Here is a 22610-nt window from a genome sequence, read left to right on the forward strand (position 1 = left end):
CTGAGACCATTATTTGAAAACCAGCTGGCGGTTGAGGAAAAAAGTGAAGACCGTCGCGCACGCGACCGCGGGCAGCAACGGCACCATTGGCGCATAGCCGAGCTTGGCCGTGCCGATCCAGGTGATCAACCCGTTGAGCGCGACGCCCGACGCCTGCACGGCGACGAATTTGACGTGGCGCAGCGGATCGGGATCGCGCGTCTCGTGACCCTTGAAGCTCCACCGGCTGTGCAGGAAAAAGCCCGCCGTCACCGCGACGGCAAAGGCGAAGGGCACGGCGTACACGGCGTGCCGCTGTTCGAACACATAGTGCGTCAGCGGCCAATAGACGGCGATATAGATCAGCGTCGTGATGCCGCCCGAGATGCCGAAGCGCAGCACCTCGCCGAGCATCCCGCTCGCGCGCATCTGTTCCATTTGGCGGTGAAATGCCGTCACGTTCTCTTGCCCTTTACGGTTGCGCCAGTAGAGCGCGATGATGGTGGAGGGAAGCGTTTTGCACGGATACAGCCGGTACACCCGCGCACTGGAGCGCGACTGGGTCTTCCTCACCCTGCTCGCCTGGTTCGGCGTGGCGGTGTATTTCGTGGCCCAGCGCTGGACCGGGATCCATTTCCTCCAGCTCGGCGACACCGACGACAATATGCGCCTGATGCAAGTCCGCGCCTGGCTCGGCGGGCAGGGCTGGTATGATCTGCGCCAATATCGCCTGAACCCGCCGGGCGGTTTCGACATGCACTGGAGCCGGATCGTCGATCTGCCGATCGCCGGGCTGATCCTGCTGCTGCGCCCGTTCGTGGGCGCGCGTGAGGCGGAGATGCTGGCCTGCGGCATCGCGCCCTTGTTGCCGCTGGCGATCACCTTCCTCGGCATCGGGGTCACCGTGCGGCGGCTGGTCAGCCCGTACGCCTGGCCGGTCGCGATCGTACTGCTGCTGTGCTGCTCCGCCACGCTGCTGATGTATATGCCCGAGCGGATCGACCATCACGGCTGGCAACTCGCGATGCTGAGCCTGACCGTTGCGGGCCTGTCCGACCCCAAGGGGATGCGCGGCGGAGCGATCGTCGGGCTGGCCAGCGCGGTGTCGCTGTCGATCGGGCTGGAAATGCTGCCTTATGCGGCGATCGCGGGCTCGATCCTGAGCTTGCGCTGGGTATGGAATCGCGCCGAGGCACCGCGCCTGACGCTCTATGCACTGACGCTCGGCGCAGGGAGCGCGCTTGGCTATGCGCTGTTCGCGTCCTACGCCAATGCCGTGCTGCGCTGCGATGCGCTGACGCCGGTGTGGCTGAGCGTGATGGTCGTGGCAGGCGCACTGCTCTTCGCGCTGGCCTGGGCGAACCCGCAGAATCGCTGGGTCCGGCTTGGGCTCGCGGTGGCGGCGGGGGCGGTGATCGTGATCGGCTTCGCGCTCGTGTTCCCGCAATGCCTCGGTCGGCCCGAACAGGCCTCGCCCGAATTGCAGAAGAACTGGCTGAACATGATCCGCGAGGCGCGGCCGATCTATTCGCATCCGTTCCGCATCGCCTTTCCGGTCGCGGTGCTGCCAGTAGTCGGCGTGATCGGCGCAGGCGTAGCGACGTGGCGCGCGCGCGGCACGGCACTGGGCCTGGCGTGGGCCACGGTGCTGTTGTTCGTAACCGGTGCCGCCTTGCTGCTGTTGTGGCAGGCGCGCGCCGGCCCAGCCGCGCAGATGCTCGCGGTTCCGGGCGCGGTTGCGCTCGGGTGGATGCTGGTGCCGTGGTTCCAGCGCCGCAATTCGGCGCTGGTGCGCGTGCTCGGCACGGTCGCGGTGATCCTGCTGATCGGATCGGGGCTGTTCGCGGGTCTTGCGATCCGCTTCCTGCCGATCGACCGCCCCGACAAGCGCACGCAGATCGTCGATCGCGCCAGCGGCAATTGTCCGACGATGACCGCTTTGCGCCCGCTCGACCGCTACCCGGCGCAGACGATCTTCAGCTTCGTCGATCTGGGTCCGCGGATCATCACGATCACGCACCACAATGCCGTGGCCGGGCCGTATCACCGCAATGGCGATGCGATCCTCGACGTGCAGCACGCGTTCTCCGGCACGCCCGACAATTTCCGCACGATCGCCAAGCGCCACGGCGCGACACTGCTGCTGGTGTGTCCGAACATGGCCGAATCGACGATCTACCGCGCGCGGGCACCCGGTGGCTTCTACGACCAGCTGGCGCATCGCAAAGAGTTCGACTGGCTCGAACCGCTGCCAATGCCGAAGAAGTCGCCGCTGCGGCTGTGGCAGATCAAATAGCCTGCGGTCGGTTTAGGCGAGGCTGATCTTCACCCCGTCGATCACGAACTGTACCGCCAGCGCCGCGAGCAGCACGCCAAGCAGCCGCGTGATCACAGCTTCGATTTTAGCGCCCAGCACGCGCATGATCGGCCCCGCCGCGAGCAGCGCCGCGAGCGTCAGCAGTAGGATCGTCGCGAGCGCACCGAGGATCACGATCGAACGCTCGAGCCCCTCGTTGCGGCTCATCAGCAGCATGACCGAGGCAATCGACCCCGGCCCGGCGATCATCGGCATCGCCATCGGGAAAATCGACACATCCTCGACCTCCGGCGTCGCGGCGACCTTGGCGCCGCGATCCTCGCGCCGTTCGGTGCGCTTTTCGAACACCATTTCGAGCGCGATCAGGAACAGCATGATCCCGCCTGCAATGCGGAACGAGGCGAGGCTGATGCCGAGGCCGCGCAGCAAATCCTCGCCGAATAACGCGAACACGAACAGGATCGCGGCAGCAACCAGCACCGCACGCAACGCCATCGCCCTGCGATGCGCCACGCTCGCCCCGCTGGTCAGCCCGGCAAAGATCGGTGCGCACCCCGGCGGGTCGATCACCACGAAAAAGGTGATCAGCGAGGAGATGTAGAGTTCGATCACAAGGCCGGATCCGCGGCCACGCCCGCGCGCCGCTCGGCAGAGACCAACGTGTTGCGCAGCAGGCACGCGATCGTCATCGGGCCGACCCCGCCCGGCACCGGCGTGACCGCGCTCGCCACGCCCATTGCGCCTGCGAAATCGACATCGCCGACAAGGCCAGCCTCGGTCCGGTTGATGCCGACGTCGATCACGGTCGCGCCCGGCTTGATCCAGTCGCCCTTGATCATCTGCGCACGGCCCACCGCAGCGACGACGATATCGGCGCGCTTCACCACGCTGGAGAGGTCGCGCGTGCGCGAATGCGCGACCGTGACTGTGCAGCTTTCCGCGATCAGCAATTGCGCCATCGGCTTGCCGACGATGTTCGACCGGCCGATCACGACCGCGTCGAGCCCGCTCAGATCGCCGAGCTGATCCTTCAGCAGCATCACGCAGCCAAGCGGCGTGCACGGCACGAACCCCGCCATCCCCGTCGCCAGCCGTCCGGCATTGACCGGGTGGAAACCATCGACATCCTTGTCCGGATCGATCCGGATCAGCACCGCGCGCTCGTCGATTTGCGACGGCAGCGGCAATTGCACGAGGATGCCGTCGATCGCGGGATCGGCGTTGAGCGCATCGACCAGGTCGATCAGCGCGTCCTGCGGCACGTCGGCGGGCAGACGGTGCTCGACGCTGACCATCCCGGCCTCGCGCGTCGCGCGGCCCTTGTTGCGAACATAGACGGCCGATGCGGGATCTTCGCCGACCAGGACCACCGCCAGCCCCGGCGCGCGTCCGGCCTGCTCGACGAAAGCCGCGACCCGCTCGGCGACGCGTCCGCGCAGGCCAGCCGCAAACGCCTTACCGTCGATTATCGTCGCCGTCATGTCGCCTTTCCCCCAATCCTGCGCGGCGAACCCTACGCCAGACGCCTCACCCGGCGCTTGACACCATCTGGTAGAGCCAAGGCAAGACCGCGCCGCTAATAATCCGGATCAGGATCAGGACGATCAGGGGCGCGAAATCGAGCGTGCCGGTATCGGGCAGCATCCGCCGGATCGGCCGGTAGACCGGTTCGGTCACGGCATTGAGGCCGTTCCAGGTGCCGCGGACGAAGTCGTAATAGGTGTTGATCACGTTGAACGAGATCAGGATCGACAGGATGAACTGGACGAAGATGATCCACCACGCGACATCCAGCAGAATCTGGACGATGTTCAGGATCATGATGAAGAAAGAGGCCAAAACGCTCTCCAGTGGATTAAGAGATTAATACACGACAGGATGTAGGCACGGCAAGCCTGCGCGTCACCGCCGCACCAGCGTACCAGCACCGCGCTTGGTGAAGATTTCCAGCAGCATCGCATGCGGCACGCGCCCGTCGAGGATGACCGCGGCGTCGACCCCGCCCTCGACCGCCTGGACACAGGTTTCAAGCTTCGGGATCATCCCGCCGCTGATCGTGCCGTCGGCGCGCAAGCGTGCCACATCGTCGGGCACGAGATCGGTCAGCAATTCGCCGCTCTTGTCGAGCACGCCCACCACGTCGGTCAACATGAACAATCGCTCCGCGCCCAGGGCCGCGGCGATCGCACCGGCCATCGTATCCGCATTGATATTGTAGGTCGCACCATCGGCCCCGAGTCCGACGGGTGCCACCACCGGGATAAAACCGTCGCGCGCGAGGTTGATCAGGATCGACGGATCGACCGCGACGGGATCGCCGACGAAGCCCAAATCGACGTGCCGCTCGATCCCCGAATTGGGATCGGGCTCGCGCCGTCCGCCGACCTTTTCGGCGAGGACCAGATTTGCGTCCTTGCCAGAAATGCCGACGCCGCGGCCGCCCGCCTGGCCAATCCAGCCGACGATTTCCTTGTTGATGCTGCCAGCCAGCACCATTTCGGCGATCTGTGCGGTTTCGGCATCGGTGACGCGCAAGCCATCGATGAAGCGCGACTCGACGCCGAGGCGCTTCAGCATCGCGCCGATCTGCGGGCCCCCGCCATGCACCACCACCGGGTTGATGCCGACCGCCTTCATCAGCACGACGTCTTCTGCAAAATCGCGCGCGAGTTCGGGATCACCCATCGCGTGCCCGCCATATTTCACGACAAAGGTCTTGCCGGCGTACCGCTGCATGTACGGCAGCGCCTCGACGAGCGTTTCGGCCTTGGCGAGAAGTTCGGGGGCGGGGCTGTGGTCGGTCATGAAAGCATCTTCTTACTCCCCTCCCGCTTGCGGGAGGGGCTGGGGGAGGGCCTGTACGCGCCATGCCCTCCCCTAGCCCCTCCCGCAAGCGGGAGGGGAATTTTCAAGTGCGATCCAACCAGCGCCCGATCCCCACCGCGAGATAGATCAGCGGCGGGACCAGCAAAGCCGACAACACCACCTTGGTCAGCATCTGCCCCGCAAGCAACTGGCCGATCGGGAACACGCCCCAGAAGGCGATCGACACGAACAGCAGGGTATCGACCACCTGGCTCAACATGCTGGCCAGACCGGCGCGCAGCCACAACAGCCCGCCGCCGCCCGCGCTGCCGCTGCGCAGCCAGCTGAAGATCGTGACGTTGAGCGTCTGCGAAATGCCGTAAGCGACGATCCCGCCCGCCCAGATGCGCGGCGTGCCGCCCATCATTAGCGCAAAGGCGTCGCGCCGCGCCGGATCCATATCGGGCGCGGCGGGCGCGGCGAGCACGACGATCGACAGCAGGATCGAGGCGATCAGCGGCACGAAACCGATCCGCACCAGCGTGTTGGCAACGGTACGGCCATGCAGCTCGGCCACCGCGCTCGACACCACCACCAGCAGCAGGAAGGCGAAAATCCCCGCCTCGACCGCCAGGGGCCCCAACCCGACCATTGGCCCCAGCGCCGAGATCGGCCCCAGCGTCACTTGCTTGTTGCCGAGCACCCCGGCGATGCAGACCATGCCGCCATAAAAGATCGAAAAAGCGAAGAGCGAACGCGGGATGCCGCTGGTCGCGGTATGAGCAGGTGTTTCCATCCCGGCAACGCTAGCCGGTTTCGCGCGGGCGTCAAACGTCCAGGTGCATGTGCGCCCTTTCCGTCGGTTCCTCCGTTCGTGATGGAGGTGCGCATCTTGCACTAGCCCCCGACACCGCACGCTGTATGGTGCGCGCTTTCGCGCGGGGGGGCCGCGTGGGCGAATTCAAACGCGAGTGACGCAGTTCATGGGCTCTTTTACGATCGGCATCCTAGGCATAGCCGTCATTCTCGGCCTCGCGCTCCTGCTGTCGAACAACCGCCGGGCGATCCGGCTGCGCGTCGTCGGCGCGGCGTTCGCGTTGCAAGTCGGCATCGCGGTGCTGGTGCTGAAGATCCCCGCCGGGGTCGCGGCGCTGCAATTCCTGTCGGGCGGCGTCTCCAATCTGCTCGGCTATGCGCATAACGGCGTCGATTTCCTGTTCGGCCCGCTCGCCAAGCCCGAGATCGGCGGCAACAGCTTCGCGATCGCGGCACTGCCGGTGATCATCTTCTTCGCCAGCCTGGTGTCGATCCTCTATTATCTCGGCATCATGCAGTTCGTCGTGCGCTGGCTCGGCGGCGCGATCGAGGCGGTGATCGGCGTGTCGAAGGTCGAGGCCTTGTGCGCCGCCGCCAATATCTTCGTCGGGCAAAGCGAATCGCCGCTCGTCATCCGGCCCTATCTCGCTGGCCTCACCCCGGCGCAGCTCTTCACCGTGATGACCAGCGGGATGGCCGGCGTCGCAGGCACGATCCTCGCGGCCTATGCGTCGATGGGGATCCGCATCGAATATCTCTTGGCGGCGAGCTTCATGGCCGCACCGGCCGGTATCCTGATGGCCAAGATCATGATGCCCGACGAGCCGCAGCGCCAGGGTGAATTGCCGCTCGGCGACCATCCCGAGGAGCAGATCAAGCTGGCCGAGACGCGGATCAGCGGCCCCGGCCCCGCCGCCCTCCTCCCCGAAGGCACGCCCGGCGAGCCGATGCCGCAGGCGAGCCATGACGAGGAAAAGCCCGCCAACATCATCATGGCGGCAGCGCAAGGGGCGCAGACCGGCGTCAAGCTCGCGGTCGCGGTCGGCGCGATGGTGCTGGCGTTCGTCGCTTTGGTCGCGCTCGCCAACGGCATCCTCGGCGGGATCGGCGGCTGGTTCGGCTATCCGGCACTTAGCTTCCAGGGGCTGCTCGGCACGGTGTTCGCGCCGATCATGTTCCTGCTCAACATCCCGTGGAACGAAGCGCAGATCGCTGGCGGCCTGTTCGGGCAGAAGATCGTGCTCAACGAATTCGTGGCGTACATCAGCCTCGGCACGCAAAAGGGGCTGAGCGAGCACACCATCGCGGTGGTGACCTTTGCTTTGTGCGGTTTCGCCAATTTCTCCTCGATCGCGATCCAGATGGCGGTGACCGGGAGCCTTGCCCCCAACCAGCGCCCGATGATCGCCAAGCTGGGGTTGAAGGCGCTGGCGGCGGGGTCTCTGGCGAACCTCATGTCGGCGGCGCTGGCGGGGTTGTTGATCGGCTGACGATCGGGGTCTCTCCCGCCACCGTTCGTTTCGAGTGAAGTCGAGAAACCCCGCGCAGCGCGTGTTGCCTGTTTCTCGACTACGCTCGAAACGAACGGAGAGGGGATCCCGCACTCCCCCCGTCACCCCGGCCTTGAGCCGGGGCCCATAGTGCAGCAAGCGCAACGCTCCGAAGGCGATCGACGCGCTCGCGGATGGATGGGCCCCGGCTCTAGGCAGGGGTGACGGTTGGGGGGCTGTCGTCCCACTTGCGGTAATGCAGGTCGCCGCTAGTCTGAGCTCATGTTCGAACGTTGGCTTGTGCCAGCTCTATCTGTGATTCTCAGCTTCTTGCTGTTGCTGGCGACATTGGCGTCGCTTGGCTTCCTACTCCTCCGAACTGCGATTCCCTGCCAACCGGAAAGCGGGCTCTATGTGTTCGCGCAGCTCGCGCTTCCAATCGCCTGCCTCATAGGTTCCATTTGGCTGTATAGGTTGATTTTTCAGCCCAAGTTGAGGAGCTTCGTCATCGTTGTCACCTTATCGGCATCAGCGATCGGACTGTTGGCTCTTTCTGGACATTGGAATACGATCTCGCAGAAAGTCTGCATTGAAGAAAGAAAGCGCCAAATCGGGTTAGCATCAACACCAGCCACTGACGTAGCTCCGCGACGCCCCTACCCCCGCCGCAACATCGCCTTCTTCAACCGCGCGTGCGCCGAGGCCTTGATCTGGCAGATCCGCGCCGCGCCCACCCCGATCACTTCGCCAATCTCCTCGAGATTGAACTCCTCGACATAGTAAAGCTGGATCACCAGCGCCTCGCGCTCCGGCAAGGACGCGATCGCCGCGATCAGCGTGTCGCGCTCCTCGCCCTCCGATAGCTGCGCGAACGCATCGGGCTCGTCGCTCGCGAACCACGGGCCTTCGTCGGAATAGACCTCATCGATCGGCTCGAAGCGCATCGGCTGGGCGTTGGCGTATTCCAGCCGCAGCTTCTCCCGGCTGACCCCGATCCGCGATGCGACCTGCGCCTCATCAGGCGCATGGCCGAGTTCCGCGCTGAGCGCCGCAATGGTCTGCGTATAAACCCGCTTGCGTTGCATCGCGCCGCGCGTCAGCGTCGCCGAACGCCGCAGCGCATCGATCATCGACCCGCGCACGCGCGTGGCGAGATACTGCTCGAACGTCACCTGTCCGCGATCCTCGAAAGCATTCGCGGCCTCAACCAAAGCGACCAGCCCGATCTGCACCAGGTCCTCGACCTCGACCGCGGAGGACATGCTGCCATGCACATGCCAGGCGATCCGGCGCACCAGCGGCAAGTGCTTGCGGGCAAGCGCGTTCAGATCGGGCGCGGCGGTGCGGCCGTAGGTCAGCGGCATAGCCTCCGCAAAGGCGGCGAATTGGGGCTGTGCGGTCATGCGGGGAGGGCTCCGGGGGCTCCGATCACGGCGACGACTTCGACGGCCTTTTCCTCGGGCACTTCGAAGAAGCTCATCACCGGCAAATCGGGCAGGACGGTCTTGACCAGCTTGCGGATGGCAAGGCGGATCGCGGGCTGGACGACCAGTGCGAACGGCTTGGCCTCGTCGACCAAAGGCTGCGCCGCGCGTTGCAGCGCATCGACGATGCGGCGGCCGAGATCGGGCTCGATCGTGTGGCGGCGCGACGGATCGTTGCGCAGCGCCTGGCCGAGCAGCCCTTCGAGCTGCCCTTCCAGCGTCATTACGCGCAGCGGCTCGCGCACGCCGCACAGCTTGCCGATGATCAGCCCGCCGAGTTCGGGGCGGATCGCCTCGATAATATCCTCGGCATCCAGCGTCTTCTGCGCGGCGACCGCGATGGCGGCGGCGATGCGGCGGAATTCCTTCAAGGGGATGTTCTCGGCCAGCAGCCCGCGCAGCACCTGCGTCAGCGTGGTGAGCGGCAGCGGGTTGGGCGACAGCGACGCGACCAGTTGCGGGTTGCGCTCCTTCAGGCCGTCGAGCAGCGCCTGCACATCGTCCGCGCCGAGCAGTTCGGAAGCGTGCGTGCTCAATTGATGATTGAGGTGCGTCGCGACCACCGTGCCCGGATCGACCACGAGATAGCCCGCCCCCGTCGCGGCATCGGCATCGCCCGCCGCGATCCACACCGCGTCCAGCCCGAAGGTCGGGTCCTTGGCGCGCTTGCCCATCAGGCCGCCAACGGCCTGGCCGGTGTCGAGCGCGAGCATTTCATCGGGCGACACGCTGTCCTCGCCGACCACCACGCCACCGACCAGAATGCGATAGGCAAACGGCGGCAGATTGATGTCGTCGCGCACGCGCACTTGCGGGATGACGAAGCCCATGTCCTTCGACAATTGCCGCCGCACGCCGGTGATCCGCCCCATCAGCGGCGCACCGCGACGCTCATCAACCAGCGGCACCAGGCCATAGCCGATGTCGAGATTGACCTGCATCGTGTCGGACACTTCGTCCCAGCTGATCTTCGAATAGTCGACCGGCTCGGCGGGTGCGGTGACGACCGATGCCGGGCGCAGTGCCGCCTGGCGCATCCGCCACGCCGCGAACCCGGCAAGGGCTGCAGCGGGCAGGATCACCAGATGCGGCATTCCCGGCATCACGCCGAGCAAGGCAAGGATGATCGCAACCGGCGTCCAGGTGCGCGCCGAGCCGAACTGGCTGCCGATCTGGCCCGCCAGATCCATGCTCGAGGTAACGCGCGTCACGATCGCGGCGGCCGCGATCGACAGCATCAGCGACGGGATCTGCGCGACGAGCGCATCGCCGATCGCGAGCAGCACATAATTGTGCGCAGCATCGGCAATCGACATGCCGTGGCTGACCGGCCCAAGGATCAAGCCGCCGATGATGTTGGCGGCAAGGATCAGCAGGCCCGCGACCGCATCGCCCTTCACGAACTTCGACGAACCGTCCATCGAACCGTAGAAATCCGCCTCGGTCGCGACTTCGACGCGGCGCGTCTTGGCCTCCTCGGGCGTGATCAGGCCGGCGTTCAGATCGGCGTCGATCGCCATCTGCTTGCCGGGCAAGGCGTCGAGCGTGAAGCGCGCGGAGACTTCCGACACGCGCCCCGCGCCCTTGGTCACCACGATCATGTTAATGATCACCAGGATCGCGAAGACGAACAGGCCGACGACGTAGTCGCCGCCGATCAGGAAGGTGCCGAACGCCTCGATCACATGGCCCGCAGCGCCCTCTCCCTCATGCCCGTGCACCAGCACGACGCGCGTGGAGGCGACGTTCAAGGACAGGCGGAACAGCGTCGCGAACAACAGCACGGTCGGGAAGGCCGAGAAATCGAGCGGCTTCTGCGCGTTGAGGCTAACCATCAACACCGCAAGGCTGATCGTGATGTTCATGATGAAGAAGATGTCGAGCATCGCCGAGGGGATCGGCACGACCATCAACACGACCAGCAGCAGGATCGCGATCGGCAAGGCGGCGGAGCGCAGCAGCGGCAGCACGCCGCCCGATTTGAGACCGGAATTCGGTGCAATCGCCACGCGTTACGCTCCCAGGCTCGCCAGCATCATGTACGCCAGCCGTGCGGTGTTCGGCGTCGGACGCAGCAGGCTTGCGGTTTCGACGCGGGCTGGCTGACCGGCAGTCCCATTCAGCCGTTCGAGCGTCGATTGCGCCCACACCGCAGCATCCGAGGTGGATCCCTCGTCATTGCCGGGGATGACATCGGCGCCCCATTCCCCCAGCCGCGTCGTCATCAGCGCCGGGGTCATCGTCGGCAGGCTCGCGCCGTCGACGCTCTTTTCGAGCTTGGCGGTGAAACGGCTGTAGATTTCGGAGAGCGACCGCGCGCTGCCGCTGGCGTCGAAGAACACGCTACGGTTGGCGCGCGCCGCCGCCGGGAACATTGCCGCGCCGCTGCGATCGGGATTGGACTGCATCGCGGTCAGGAAGTTCCGCGCCCCGCCGAGCCCGAGGAAATGCGCCATGTAGAGATCGGTGCCGGTCGCGCTGCGCCTGGTCGCGGTTTCCAGCGCGCTCTTATTGTCGCTGGCATGTTCGGCCGCCATCAATGAAGCCGCATTGGGGTCCTTGCGCAGATCGAGAATCGCCTTGCGCATTGCCGGGTCGGCCACGGTCGCGCGGCCGCTTGCGGTGGTGGTGATGGCGTTCGCCGCCCAACCCAGGCCGTGCTCCGCGCCATGCGCCTTGACCACGCGCAGCCAGCTTTGCTCGATAAACTGATACAGCCCGCGCGCGCTCGACGTGCCTGCCTTGGCATCAGCGCGCAGCCCGCTTTCGAGCTTTGCCTGCCCGAGCAGATAGTTGAAATCGACCCCGGTCTTCTGACTGGCATTGGCGATGGCATTGCGCACCGCACCGCCGCCGAGGGTCTTCGCCTCGTTGACGGCTCCGTTCAGGATCGTGAGTGGGTTGAAAGGCATCGGTCCCCGGCTGAATTGCCCATGTTCAGGGCGATATCAGCAAGAGCCGTGCCATTTTTCTATTGAGCTCCCCTCCCTGGAAGGGAGGGGGTGGGGGGTGGGTCGGGGTGGGGCGGGCGTGACGTTGCTACTGAAAGCAACCCACCCCTCAATCCCCTCCATTCCAGGGAGGGGAGGAAGGTCACGCGTAGGCGGCCATCCCCATGCCGGGGCGATACACCGTTCCCGGCGCGCTCCCCACGGCAACGCCTGCCGCACCGGTCAAGGTTTGCAGGCGGCGGCGAACATTTGCCGCCATCAGGTTCACGTAGATCCGACAGGTATCGTTCAACCGCTGCGCTTCCTCGGCCAGGCCGCGCAGCTCCTCGCCTGCGGGCGCAGTGCCGAACGCCGCCACCGCCTCGATCGCCGCGAGCTTTTCCTGCGTTGCCGTCTCCAGCGCGGCGACGTCGTTCACCTTGAGCGCGGCGATCTCCGCATGGAGCGCCTCGATCACCGCGATCAACGCATCGCGCCGGGTGGTACCCGCGACCGTCATTTCTTCGGGCTCCAATAGAGTTTCAGCGCCAGCATCCGGTCCGCGATCGTTTCCGGCGTGATCGGATAGGTGCCGTTGCGCACAGCGCGCTTCACTTCCTCGACTCGCTTTTCATCGACGGGTGCTGCCTTGCCGAAATCGAACGCCAACGCCGACAGTTCGAGCTGCCGGGTAACGGCTTCGCTTGGCCGGGCGGCGGCATTGGCGGCTGGCGACGCAGGCGTAATGGGCACGACCAGCCGGTCCTGCGGCGTCACCGCCCCTATTCCAGCCTTGGATCCGATCGACTCTATCATGCCTGCACCTATGCGGTTTCGCTGACAGGAGTAGAAACGACCGGTCGCGCCGAACCTTAAGAAGTGCTTGCACGATTTATTCGGTCCAGCCGGGCAGGGTCGCGCGGCCAGCGGCAATCGCCACCGCCTGAACCGGCGCGCGCGTCTGATCGACCTTCACCAGGAACCGCCCGCCCGCAATCGCGTCGCCCGCGGCGACGCCTTCGCGCGTGATGGTGAAGCCGGGTGAACCGGCGCTGATCGTCACGGGATCGCCGCGCTTGATGACATAGACCGGACGGATCGGCTGCGGCGCGTTGGTCGGCTCGATGACGAGCGGCGCGGCCGCCTTCGGTGCCGTCGCGGGCATCCGCATCGGCACGAAAAGCCGCCATTCGGGCCCGGTGCAGCTCACCACAACAGCGTCGTGCGCGTCGGAACGCCACGCCATCGACACCATCGGACAGGTGGCGAGCCTCAATCGGCTGTCGACCGGCGTGCGCGCACCGCCCTCCTCGCCAATGCCGTGCCCGGCAAAGGCGGCAACCGCGCGGTCGATCGCGGCGGTATCCTGAAAGGTCGGCGCGGCGGCGAGCGGGGCCGCGATCGCTACGGAAAGAAAGGCGAAGGTACGCAGCATGGCTTTATCCCTGGATGAAGCGGCAAAGGCGGGTTGCCGGGCGGCAGATCATTGCCGGACCCCAGCAGTCAGTGCGGCAAAGCCGGTGGTGACGGTGACGACTCGGCGACCGGGCCGACTGGTGGAAAGCGTGATGCGATCGGCGGGCACGGCCCGTGCCAGGATGAGCGCGGTGGCGACAGCGCGCGCGCGATCGGCGGCAAGCACCGCGCCGCTGCTCGTCACCGGATCGACGTCGGCCGCGCTACCATCGACCGCGCCGGCGACGCGCAGGATCACGCGATTGTCGCGGGTTGATTTACGCGCCCAGGCGATCAGCGCATCGGGCGCGTGCGGCAGGACCGCCGATCCGCGCGCAAACGCGCCCACCGATCCAGCAGAGACTGCCATCGGTTCCGTGGCGGGCGCGGCGGCCTGAACCCCGAATCCTTCGCGAATACCCTTGGCGAGCGCGCGCTGGTCGAGCTGCTGGCTCGCCTGCAGGAACACGAAGAAACCGACCAGCAGCAGCGCAAGATCGGCAAGCGTCATCAGCCATACCGGGCGCGCTGGTGCGGCATCGGGCAGCTCCAGATCAAGCGGAAGCGCGCTCATGCGACCTCCGCCAGATGTGCAGAGCGCGGCTGTTCGCGTGTCGCCAGCGCGATCAGAGGCGCATCGAGCCGCAGCCGCTCGACCGCTTCATCGCGCGCGCGGCGGCGCAAGCGCGCGGCAATCGGCGCGAGCACGAGATTGGCTAGCAAGGCGCCATAGAGCGTGGCGAGCAAGGCGACCGCCATCGCAGCGCCGATCGCGCCTGGGTCCTGCATCTTCACAAACATGCCGACCAGGCCGATCAGCGTGCCGACCATGCCCATCGCGGGCGCGGTGTCGGCGGCGGCACTCCACAGCTCGCACAGGGCGACGGCGCGCTCGGTCCGCGCGCGGTGGCGCTGGCGAAGCAATTCGGCGAGTTCGTCAGGGCTTGCGCCATCGACGATCGCGGCGACGGCGGCGGCCATGTCGGGGTCGGCAATGACCGATTTGTCGAGCGCCATCACCCCATGCCGCCGCGCGATTCGGCCAAACGCGCCGATCTGTTCGAGCAGCGGGTCGGCCTGGAAGCGCGGCCTAAACAGCGTGCCCAGCGCGCCGATCCCGCGGAGAAGATCGCGCGAGGGCGTGCGCAGGACCGCCGCGGCCAGCGTTCCGCCGCCGACGATGGCAAAGGCGACTGGGTCGAGAAAGGGAGCGAGCATCGGTGTCATCGCGCGAATGCTCTGCAAGGCGCGGGCCAGTTCGCATCTTCACCGTCACCCCGCCTTGTGCCGAGGTCGACCTGACCGCGTACGCGCCGCCCTCCGTGTTGCGCAGCGCCAGCCGCCCGGCGCCCCCCGGCACAAGGTCGGAGTAACGGAAGGACCGGCAACTCCCTTGCCGCCAACCGGCAAGCCTTTGCCGCCCCACCCCCTTCCAACCCCTTTTCACCCGCCCCACACGCATTTGGCACGGCCTTTGCTGATACCCCATCGCGCAATAGGGCGTGAGGAGATGGGCGATGCCCAGCAACGGTCTTTCCGGGGGTCTTTTCGGGGTACATGGTGCGGCACTCGAAGTGCGTTCGCAGCGCATGGGTGTGCTCGCGTCGAACATCGCCAACGCCTCGACCCCGGGCTTCAAGGCGCAGGACGTGGATTTCCGCAAGGCGCTCGCCGCGGTCGAGCAAGGCGGCAGCACGTCGATCAGCAGCGCGCTGCAATATCGCGTGCCCTCGCAGCCCTCGCTTGACGGCAACACGGTCGAGCTGTCGACCGAGCAGACCGCCTTCGCCGAAAACGCCGTCGCCTATCAGACGACATTGTCCTTCCTCAACGGGCGCATCGGGCAGATCACCCGCGCGCTGAAGGGTGAATGAACATGGCTGACCAACAACCCCTCACGATTTTTCAGGTCGCCGGGCGCGCGATGTCGGCGCAGCTCGTGCGCATGAACACCACCGCGTCGAACCTTGCCAACGCAGGATCGGTCACGTCGAGCGCGGACAGCGCCTACCGCACGATCAAGCCCGTCTTCCGCACCGAATATGACAAGGCCTCTGGTCTCGCCACGGTCAATGTCGAGAGCATCGTGACCGCGGGCGAAGCCCCGGAGAAGCGCTACGACCCCTCCCACCCGCTGGCCGACAAGGACGGCAATGTCTGGGAATCGGCGGTCGATGAGACGCGCGAGCTGGTCGACATGATGGAGACCGCGCGCAGCTACCAGAACAATGTCGAGGTCATGCAGACCGCGAAATCCCTGATCCTCGATACCCTCAAGATGGGACGCTAAATCATGGCCTCCACGTTCGATTCCACGCTGACCAGCCTCGGCATCAACCGCTCGACCAGCAGCACGGCCGCTACCGCGACGGCGAAATCCTCGTCGCTCGGCACGTCCGATTTCCTCAAGCTGCTGACCGCGCAGTTGCAGAACCAGGATCCCTTTTCGCCCACCGACAACAGCCAGATGGTGGCGCAGCTCGCGCAGATCACCAGCACGTCGGGCATCGCCGACATGGGCGCGACGTTGAAGGAAATTCAGACCAAATTGGGCGCGACCAGCACGTCCGATGCACTGGCCTATGTCGGCAAGACGATCCTGACCGAGGGCGCCACCGCCTACGGCCGCAGCAGCGGCGGCCTGGCAGGTGCTGTCGAACTGGACGGCGATGCGACCGACGTCACCGTCTCGATCCGCGATGCCAACGGTCAGGTGCTCAACACGCTGCAGCTCGGCGCGCAGAAGGCCGGCACCGTTTCCTATGATTGGGACGGCAAGACCGCCGATGGCACCGAAGCCGGAACCGGCCCCTTCACCGTCGCGGTGTCCGCCGCCAATGCCGGAGCCAAGGTGATCAGCCGCGGCCTCGTCTGGGCGCCCGTGGCCGCCGTCTCGGTGCCTGCCAGCGGCAGCCCCACCCTTACCGTGCCGGGTCTCGGCACCGTCGCCGTCAGCGCCGTACGCCAGGTCGGCTGAACCCTCTTTTCCCCTTCGATAAGGAGCCACTCCCATGTCCTTCTACACTTCCTTGAGCGGCCTGCAGGCGGCGCAAACCGAGCTTTCGACCGTCTCGCACAACCTCGCCAACGTCTCGACCAACGGCTTCAAGAAGAGCCGCACTGATTTTGCCGACGTGATCGCCTCCAGCATCGCGACCGATCCGACCAAGCTCGTCGGTTCGGGCACCGTGGTGAAGGGCAACCGCCAGCAATTCAGCGAGGGCAATCTCAAGACCACCGGCTCGGCGCTCGATCTCACGGTCAGCGGTGACGGCTTCTTCGCGGTCAAGACCGCCGGGCTCAACGCGACGACCGCCTACACCCGCAACGGCGCGTTCCAGGTCGATCCCGCGACCAAGAACATCGTCGATGCGCAAGGCTCGGCGCTGCTCGGCTATCCGGTCGATGCCAAGGGCAATGCGACCGCCACCGGCGCGGACGGTCTCATCCCGCTCAACCTGCCCGAAACCAGCGGCACGCCCGCGGCCACCGGCAATGTCGCGCTGAAGGTCAATCTTTACGCCGCCGCGTCGACGCCGACCGTCGCGTTCGATCCCGCCAATGCGTCGAGCTACAACAACTCGACCACCACGACGATCTACGATTCGTCGGGCAAGGCGAGCACGCTCACCAATTATTACGTCCACACCGGCAGCAATAGCTGGACCGTCCACTCCTATGTCGGCGATCAGGCACTGAGCGTCGGCGGGTCAAGTGCGGGAACGCCCGTCACCTTCGATGCGAGCGGCAACCTCACCGCGCCGACCACGCCGGTCAGCTACGACGCCTTCAATCCGACCACGGGCGGGGTCTCGCAGACGCTCGCCTTCAGCCTGGCCGGATCGACGCAGAAATCGAGCGCCTTCTCGGTCGATTCGCGCACCGCCGATGGCGCATCGGTCGGTGAACTGGCCGGCGTGACGGTCAACGCGCAGGGCATCGTCGCGGCCAATTACTCGAACGGCGACACGGTAAATCTCGGCAAGGTCGCGCTCGCCAATTTCGCCAACCCGACGGGCCTGCGCCAGACCGGCAACAGCTATTGGTCGGCCAGCGGCATTTCGGGCGCGGCGTCGATGGGTGCCGCCAATGAGAATGGCTACGGCTCGCTTTTGTCGGGCACGCTCGAGGGATCGAACGTCGACATTACCGAGGAACTGGTCAGCCTGATCGCGGCACAGCGCAATTTCCAGGCGAATGCCAAGGCGCTCGATACCGCCAGCCAGATCTCGCAAACGATCTTCCAGATCCAGGGTTGAGCGGGACGTAATCGGAGCAGCACATGGACAAATTGGTCTATACCGCGGCGTCGGGCCTCAAGGCGCATCTCGCGTCGCAGGCGGCGATCGCCAACAATATGGCGAACGCCTCCACGATCGGCTTTCGCGCCGACCGCGTCGTGTTCGACCGGCTGTCGCTGCAGGGCTCCGATTTCGACACGCGCACCCCGGCCTCGGCCGAGGTCGCCGATGCCGATCGCAAGCCGGGGGCGATGCAGCAGACCGGGCGCGCGCTCGACATCGCGATTCCCGGCGACAGCTGGCTCGCCGTCCAGGCGACCGACGGAACCGAAGCCTATACCCGCCGCGGCGATCTGCAGATTGCGCCGTCGGGCGTGCTGCAAACCGGCGACGGCTTCCCGGTCATCGGGTCGGGGGGCCCGATCACCTTGCCCCCGCTGCAGAGCATCTCGATCTCCAACGACGGCAAGATCTCGATCGTCCCGGTCGGCGGCGACGCGCGCAACCCGCAGGTGATCGACACGCTCAAGCTTGCGAGCCCCAAGGGCACCGAGACGGTCAAGGGCACCGATAATTTGCTGTACGTAAAGGGCGGCGGCGTGCTGCCCGCCGATCTCGACGCCAAGATCGAGACGGGCACGCTCGAGGGATCGAACGTCAACATGACGCAGGCGCTGGTCGACATGATCGAGAATCAGCGCGCCTATGAGGTCCAGGCCAACCTTATGAAATCGGTCAAGGAATTGGATGAAAGCAGCGCGTCCCTGATGCGCCTGCCGGCTTGAGAGGAATAGATCATGGGTAGTGCAGCCATGCACATCGCGCGGACCGGGCTCGACGCCCAGGACATGCGGATGCGCGTCATTTCGAACAACCTCGCCAACGTGAACACGACGGCGTACAAAAAGGATCGCGCCGCGTTTGAGACGCTCGCCTATCAGACCGTCACCGCGCCCGGCGCGCCGAGCACGGCGGAATCGAAATATGCCACCGGCCTCAACCTCGGCACCGGTGTTAAGATTCAGGGGACCGCGCGGATCGATACGCAGGGCTCGTTTCAGCAGACCAACAACAGCCTCGACCTCGCGCTCGACGGCGACGGCTATTTCCAGGTGCAGATGCCGGGCGGCACGCTCGGCTATACCCGCGCGGGGAATTTCTCGCGCTCGCCCGAAGGCTTGCTGATCACCTCCGAAGGCTATCAGGTGCAGCCCGGCATCACCGTGCCCGAAGGCGCGACCGCGATCACGATCGGCACCGACGGCACCGTTTCGGCGACGATCCCGGGCCAAGCCGCCTCGACCGAGCTCGGCCAGATCCAGGTCGCGAGCTTCCCCAATTCGGCCGGCCTGCTGAGCAAGGGCGATAACTACCTCGTCGAAACATCCGCCAGCGGTGCCGCCAACCTTGGCGTTGCGGGTCAGGACGGGCGCGGCAACATCCGCCAGGGGCAGCTCGAAGGCTCGAACGTCAACGTCGTCGAGGAGCTCGTCGACATGATCGAGACGCAGCGCGCCTATGAGGTCAATTCGAAGATGATCTCGGCGACCAACGAAATGCTACAATATGTTAACCAACATTTCGGTAGCTAGTGGCATGAAGTCAGTCGCTCTTCTCGCCACGGCCTGCGCCGCTTGCCTTGTCACCGCAGCACTCGCACCGGGTGCGGCGGACGCGAGCATTTTCGGCAAGAAGAAGCCGGCAGTCGATTTTACCGCCGCACTGCCGCCGCCCCCGCCGCCGCCGCCGGCGGTGCCGACCGGGTCGATCTTCCAGGTCGCCGATGGCTATGCCGCTTTGTACGAAGGCACGCGCGCGCGCCGTGTCGGCGATCCGCTGACGATCGTGCTGGTCGAGCGCACCGCCGCCTCCAAATCCGCCAGCTCGAAGCTCGATTCGGGTGGCGGCCTCAGCATCACGCCGCCGACCACCGGCAGCCTCGCGCTGTTCCAGGGGACCGATGCGAGCCTCAGCAGCAAGCGCAACTTCACCGGGCAAGGCGCGACCGACCAGTCGAACACGCTGTCGGGCGAAGTCAGCGTCACGGTCAGCCAGGTCCTGCCCAACGGCACGATGCTGATCCAGGGGCAGAAGCGCGTCACGCTCAACCGCGGCGACGAATTCGTCCAGATCAAGGGCCTGATCCGCGTCGCCGATATCGATGCCGACAATCGCGTCCTGTCGACGCGCGTCGCCGATGCGCAGATCGCCTATACCGGCAAGGGCGACGTCGCCCGCGCCAGCCGCCAGGGCTGGCTCAGCCGTTTCTTCTCCGTGGTGAGTCCGTTCTGATGGGAACCCGCATGATCCGGCTGTTGCTCGCGAGCCTGCTCGCCTTGCTCGTCGCCGCACCCGCCTCGGCCGACCGGATCAAGGATCTCGGCGGCTTTCAGGGCATCCGCAGCAACCAGCTGACCGGCTACGGCATCGTCGTCGGCCTGCCCGGCACGGGCGACGACAATCTCGAATATACCATTCAGTCGATGAAGGCGGTCGCCTCGCGCTTCGGCCTGCAATTGCCGCCCAACGTCAATCCCGGCCTCAAGAACGCCGCCGTCGTCATTATCACTGCCGACCTGCCGCCGTTCGCCAAGCCGGGGCAGAAGCTCGACATCACTGTCGCGTCGATGGGCAAAGCGAAATCGCTGCGCGGTGGCGCGCTGATCCTGACGCCATTGCTCGGTGCCGACGGGCAGATCTATGCGATGGCGCAGGGCAATCTCGCGGTCGGTGGTCTCGGGGCCGAGGGCAAGGACGGGTCGCAGATCGTCGTCAACATCCCGTCGGCCGGGCGCATCCCCGAAGGCGCGACGGTCGAACGCGCGGTGCAGACCGGGTTCGAGAACACGCCCTACCTGACCTACAACCTCGCGCGCGCCGATTTCACCACGGCGCAGAATGTCGCAGCGGCAATCAATTCGCGGCTCGGTGCCGGGACCGCGCAGGCGACCGATGCCATTTCGGTCACGATCCGCGCGCCCGTCGGTGGCGATGTCCGCGCGACGTTGATGAGCGAGATCGAGAATCTCGACATCGTCTCGGCCGAACCCTCGGCGCGGGTGATCGTCAACGCGCGCACCGGCACCGTGGTGATCAATTCGAGCGTCCGGGTCGGCACCGCCGCGATCACGCACGGCAAGCTGACCGTGCGGATCGACGAATCCGAACGCGTGAGCCAGCCCGCGCCGTTCAGCGAGGGCCAGACCACCAAGGAGCAGAAATCCGCGGTCGGCGTGGACGAGGAAAAGCATCCGATCTTCCTGATCGAGCCGGGGCCCCGCCTGTCGGACGTGGTCAAGGCGATCAATGCGATCGGCGCATCGCCGGCCGATCTGGTCGCGATCCTCGAGGCCCTGAAAGAGGCGGGTGCGCTCAAAGCCGAATTGATCATCCTGTGAGCGAGGTCCCCGCCCTTCCGCCCGTCCAGGGCCCGACCAGCGGCATCAACCTCGATACCAGCCGCTTGCAGAACCGCGCCAATCTGGAAGCGGCGGGCAAGAAGTTCGAGGCGGTGTTTACCGGCATGATGGTCAAGGCGATGCGCTCGACGCACCTGGCCGAGGACGACCTGTTCGGCTCGAAGGGGCTCGATACCTTCAAGGAAATGCAGGACACCCAATTTGCGCAGGGCATGGCGGATCACGCCCCGCTCGGCATCGGCAAGGCGATGACCGAATTCCTCGCGCGCTCGCAAACCGCGCTGCAGGCCGAGCCGCCGCCCACAACTGACGGCAAGACGTCATGAGCGACCTGCTCGGCATCGGCGCCAGCGGGGTGCGCGCGTATCAAAGCGCGCTGACCACCGTATCCGAAAACATCGCCAATGCCGCCACCCCCGGCTACGCCAAGCGGACCGCGGACGTGCGCGAAGTTGCGCCCGCAATCGGCATCAATTCGGGTGGCGGAACCCAGACCGGACAGGGCGTTACGATCGCGGGCGTCACGCGCTCGGCCGATGCGCTGCGCGCGGCCGATGTCCGCACATCCAGCGCCGATCTCGCGCGCAGCGAAACCGGCATCGCCTGGCTAGACCGGATCGAAACCGCGCTGACCGGCAACCAATTGGGCGACCGGCTGACCGGCTTCTTCAACGCCGCCAAGAACGTCGCCGCCGATCCCAGCGCGACCGTCCCGCGCAGCACGCTGCTCGAACAAGCCAGCGCCGTGGCAGGCAGCTTCGCCGCGACCGGTCGGGCGCTCGACAGTCTTGACGCCAATCTCGATGCGACCGCGCAGAGCGCCGTCACGACACTCAACAGCCTCGGCGCCGCGCTCGCCAAGGTGAATGACGGCCTCGGCCGTGTGCAGCCCGGCTCGAACGGCGCGGCGCAACTGGCCGATCAGCGCGACGCGATCCTCGATCAAATGAGCGCGATCAGCGACGTTTCGGTCACCACCGACCCCGCCGGGCGCGCGACGGTCAAGCTCGGCAATGCGGGCGGACCGACCTTGGTCACCGGCAACACCGCGGGCACCGTAACTTTCGCGCGGGGCAGTGACGGCACCGTGGCGTTTGCGCTGCAAACGCCGCTCGGCGTATCCACCGTTACCCCCGGGGGCGGCGCGCTTGCCGGTATCGTCGACGGTGCGGCGCGCATCGCCGACGCGCGCGTGTCGCTGGAGACGATCGCCACCGCCTTCACAGACGGCGTCAACGCCGTTCAGGCGCAGGGGCGCGATCTCGACGGCAATCCCGGCGCGGCGCTGTTCGCCGTCGGCAGCAGCCCGACCGACATCACCGTATCGCTCACCGATCCGCGCGGCATCGCCGCAGCGGCGGTCGGCGGCGGCCCGCGCGACGCGAGCAACCTCAAGAATTTCGATACGCTGCGCACCAGCGGCGCGTTCGAAGCGAAGACGACCGCGCTCGTCTCGGCGAACGCCGCCACGCTCAGCGGGCGCAAGCAAATCGCCGAGGCGCAAAGCGCGATCCGCGACAATGCCGCCGCCGCGCGCGATGCCGTCTCCGGTGTCAATCTCGACAGCGAAGCAGTCGATCTGCTGCGCTTCCAGCAAGCCTATTCGGCGTCGAGCCGCGTGATCCAGGTCGCACGCGACACGCTCCAGTCGATCCTCGACATCCGCTAGGGATA

The 22610-nt window shown here is 66.1% G+C and carries 26 protein-coding genes; 12 read left to right on the plus strand and 14 right to left on the minus strand.

Translation table 11 applies throughout. From position 1 onward, the window contains the following. Nucleotides 1-9 precede the first annotated feature (9 nt). Nucleotides 10-438 carry a GtrA family protein gene (locus AB5I39_RS07045; protein ID WP_404372948.1) on the minus strand — a complete coding sequence of 143 codons (429 nt, stop codon included), beginning with the start codon at nucleotides 436-438 and terminating at the stop codon, nucleotides 10-12. A 58-nt stretch (nucleotides 439-496) separates the two neighbouring features. Between AB5I39_RS07045 and AB5I39_RS07050 the strand changes: the two genes are divergently transcribed. After that, nucleotides 497-2275: an AcrB/AcrD/AcrF family protein gene (locus AB5I39_RS07050; protein ID WP_404372951.1), complete on the plus strand. Its 1779-nt coding sequence runs from the start codon at nucleotides 497-499 to the stop codon at nucleotides 2273-2275. A 12-nt stretch (nucleotides 2276-2287) separates the two neighbouring features. Here AB5I39_RS07050 and AB5I39_RS07055 read toward each other — a convergent pair whose 3' ends face one another. The 5 genes from AB5I39_RS07055 to AB5I39_RS07075 all read right to left on the minus strand — a co-directional run bounded on the left by AB5I39_RS07055 (nucleotide 2288) and on the right by AB5I39_RS07075 (nucleotide 5897). After that, nucleotides 2288-2908: a MarC family protein gene (locus AB5I39_RS07055; protein ID WP_404372955.1), complete on the minus strand. Its 621-nt coding sequence runs from the start codon at nucleotides 2906-2908 to the stop codon at nucleotides 2288-2290. Further along, nucleotides 2905-3777, minus strand: coding sequence for a bifunctional methylenetetrahydrofolate dehydrogenase/methenyltetrahydrofolate cyclohydrolase FolD (gene folD, locus AB5I39_RS07060; RefSeq protein ID WP_404372958.1), 873 nt, complete (start codon nucleotides 3775-3777; stop codon nucleotides 2905-2907). The genes AB5I39_RS07055 and folD overlap by 4 nt, the downstream gene beginning before the upstream one ends. Before the next feature lie 46 nt (nucleotides 3778-3823). Further along, nucleotides 3824-4135 carry a YggT family protein gene (locus AB5I39_RS07065; RefSeq protein ID WP_404372961.1) on the minus strand — a complete coding sequence of 104 codons (312 nt, stop codon included), beginning with the start codon at nucleotides 4133-4135 and terminating at the stop codon, nucleotides 3824-3826. Between the two features lie 63 nt (nucleotides 4136-4198). Continuing rightward, nucleotides 4199-5101 (minus strand): acetylglutamate kinase, encoded by a 903-nt coding sequence (gene argB, locus AB5I39_RS07070; protein ID WP_404372963.1) that lies wholly within the window; start codon nucleotides 5099-5101, stop codon nucleotides 4199-4201. A 103-nt stretch (nucleotides 5102-5204) separates the two neighbouring features. Further along, a complete protein-coding gene (locus AB5I39_RS07075) occupies nucleotides 5205-5897 on the minus strand; it encodes a queuosine precursor transporter (RefSeq protein ID WP_404372966.1) in 693 nt (230 codons plus the stop codon). 187 nt (nucleotides 5898-6084) lie between these two features. Between AB5I39_RS07075 and AB5I39_RS07080 the strand changes: the two genes are divergently transcribed. Further along, the gene (locus tag AB5I39_RS07080; RefSeq protein ID WP_404374050.1) at nucleotides 6085-7407 is read left to right on the plus strand and encodes a NupC/NupG family nucleoside CNT transporter; all 1323 of its coding nucleotides are present in this window, start codon (nucleotides 6085-6087) and stop codon (nucleotides 7405-7407) included. 656 nt (nucleotides 7408-8063) lie between these two features. Here AB5I39_RS07080 and AB5I39_RS07085 read toward each other — a convergent pair. The 8 genes from AB5I39_RS07085 to AB5I39_RS07120 form a co-directional block, all read right to left on the minus strand. Next, nucleotides 8064-8810 carry a sigma-70 family RNA polymerase sigma factor gene (locus tag AB5I39_RS07085; protein ID WP_404372969.1) on the minus strand — a complete coding sequence of 249 codons (747 nt, stop codon included), beginning with the start codon at nucleotides 8808-8810 and terminating at the stop codon, nucleotides 8064-8066. Next, nucleotides 8807-10858, minus strand: a complete 2052-nt coding sequence (gene flhA, locus AB5I39_RS07090; protein WP_404374052.1) for a flagellar biosynthesis protein FlhA — start codon at nucleotides 10856-10858, stop codon at nucleotides 8807-8809. Before flhA ends, AB5I39_RS07085 begins: the two co-directional genes overlap by 4 nt. 45 nt (nucleotides 10859-10903) lie before the next feature. Continuing rightward, a complete protein-coding gene (locus tag AB5I39_RS07095) occupies nucleotides 10904-11803 on the minus strand; it encodes a lytic transglycosylase domain-containing protein (RefSeq protein ID WP_404372972.1) in 900 nt (299 codons plus the stop codon). Nucleotides 11804-11984: 181 nt separating this feature from the next. Continuing rightward, nucleotides 11985-12341, minus strand: a complete 357-nt coding sequence (locus tag AB5I39_RS07100; RefSeq protein WP_404372975.1) for a flagellar protein FlgN — start codon at nucleotides 12339-12341, stop codon at nucleotides 11985-11987. Then, the gene (gene flgM, locus AB5I39_RS07105) at nucleotides 12338-12637 is read right to left on the minus strand and encodes a flagellar biosynthesis anti-sigma factor FlgM (RefSeq protein ID WP_404372977.1); all 300 of its coding nucleotides are present in this window, start codon (nucleotides 12635-12637) and stop codon (nucleotides 12338-12340) included. Before flgM ends, AB5I39_RS07100 begins: the two co-directional genes overlap by 4 nt. A 76-nt stretch (nucleotides 12638-12713) precedes the next feature. After that, nucleotides 12714-13256 (minus strand): flagella basal body P-ring formation protein FlgA, encoded by a 543-nt coding sequence (locus AB5I39_RS07110; RefSeq protein WP_404372980.1) that lies wholly within the window; start codon nucleotides 13254-13256, stop codon nucleotides 12714-12716. Between the two features lie 48 nt (nucleotides 13257-13304). Continuing rightward, nucleotides 13305-13850: a flagellar motor protein MotB gene (locus AB5I39_RS07115; protein WP_404372983.1), complete on the minus strand. Its 546-nt coding sequence runs from the start codon at nucleotides 13848-13850 to the stop codon at nucleotides 13305-13307. Then, nucleotides 13847-14503 carry a motility protein A gene (locus AB5I39_RS07120; protein ID WP_404372985.1) on the minus strand — a complete coding sequence of 219 codons (657 nt, stop codon included), beginning with the start codon at nucleotides 14501-14503 and terminating at the stop codon, nucleotides 13847-13849. The genes AB5I39_RS07115 and AB5I39_RS07120 overlap by 4 nt, the downstream gene beginning before the upstream one ends. Nucleotides 14504-14793: 290 nt before the next feature. On the opposite strand from AB5I39_RS07120, the gene AB5I39_RS07125 reads away from it, so the two are divergent. From AB5I39_RS07125 to flgK, 10 genes are read left to right on the plus strand one after another with little or no spacing between them, the layout of a single operon-like run. Further along, nucleotides 14794-15150 (plus strand): flagellar basal body rod protein FlgB, encoded by a 357-nt coding sequence (locus tag AB5I39_RS07125; protein ID WP_404372988.1) that lies wholly within the window; start codon nucleotides 14794-14796, stop codon nucleotides 15148-15150. A gap of 2 nt (nucleotides 15151-15152) precedes the next feature. Next, nucleotides 15153-15566: a flagellar basal body rod protein FlgC gene (gene flgC, locus AB5I39_RS07130; protein ID WP_404372991.1), complete on the plus strand. Its 414-nt coding sequence runs from the start codon at nucleotides 15153-15155 to the stop codon at nucleotides 15564-15566. A 3-nt stretch (nucleotides 15567-15569) separates the two neighbouring features. Continuing rightward, nucleotides 15570-16253, plus strand: a complete 684-nt coding sequence (locus AB5I39_RS07135) for a flagellar hook assembly protein FlgD (protein ID WP_404372994.1) — start codon at nucleotides 15570-15572, stop codon at nucleotides 16251-16253. 34 nt (nucleotides 16254-16287) lie between these two features. Then, the gene (locus AB5I39_RS07140) at nucleotides 16288-17535 is read left to right on the plus strand and encodes a flagellar hook protein FlgE (RefSeq protein WP_404372996.1); all 1248 of its coding nucleotides are present in this window, start codon (nucleotides 16288-16290) and stop codon (nucleotides 17533-17535) included. A 23-nt stretch (nucleotides 17536-17558) separates the two neighbouring features. Continuing rightward, nucleotides 17559-18302 carry a flagellar basal-body rod protein FlgF gene (gene flgF, locus AB5I39_RS07145; protein ID WP_404372999.1) on the plus strand — a complete coding sequence of 248 codons (744 nt, stop codon included), beginning with the start codon at nucleotides 17559-17561 and terminating at the stop codon, nucleotides 18300-18302. Nucleotides 18303-18314: 12 nt separating this feature from the next. Continuing rightward, entirely contained in the window at nucleotides 18315-19109 is a 795-nt protein-coding gene (gene flgG / locus AB5I39_RS07150) for a flagellar basal-body rod protein FlgG (protein ID WP_404373002.1), read from the plus strand. A gap of 4 nt (nucleotides 19110-19113) precedes the next feature. Then, complete coding sequence (locus tag AB5I39_RS07155; RefSeq protein WP_404373004.1) at nucleotides 19114-19809, plus strand: flagellar basal body L-ring protein FlgH; 696 nt, start codon at nucleotides 19114-19116, stop codon at nucleotides 19807-19809. Nucleotides 19810-19820: 11 nt separating this feature from the next. After that, on the plus strand, nucleotides 19821-20915 hold the full coding sequence (locus AB5I39_RS07160) for a flagellar basal body P-ring protein FlgI (RefSeq protein WP_404373007.1): 1095 nt from the start codon (nucleotides 19821-19823) through the stop codon (nucleotides 20913-20915). Next, the gene (locus AB5I39_RS07165) at nucleotides 20912-21262 is read left to right on the plus strand and encodes a rod-binding protein (RefSeq protein WP_404373009.1); all 351 of its coding nucleotides are present in this window, start codon (nucleotides 20912-20914) and stop codon (nucleotides 21260-21262) included. The genes AB5I39_RS07160 and AB5I39_RS07165 overlap by 4 nt, the downstream gene beginning before the upstream one ends. After that, complete coding sequence (gene flgK / locus AB5I39_RS07170; RefSeq protein WP_404373012.1) at nucleotides 21259-22605, plus strand: flagellar hook-associated protein FlgK; 1347 nt, start codon at nucleotides 21259-21261, stop codon at nucleotides 22603-22605. Before AB5I39_RS07165 ends, flgK begins: the two co-directional genes overlap by 4 nt. The last annotated feature ends 5 nt before the right edge of the window (nucleotides 22606-22610 follow it).

This window comes from Sphingomonas sp. MMS24-J45 (genome assembly GCF_044881195.1).
Lineage (GTDB): Bacteria > Pseudomonadota > Alphaproteobacteria > Sphingomonadales > Sphingomonadaceae > Sphingomonas.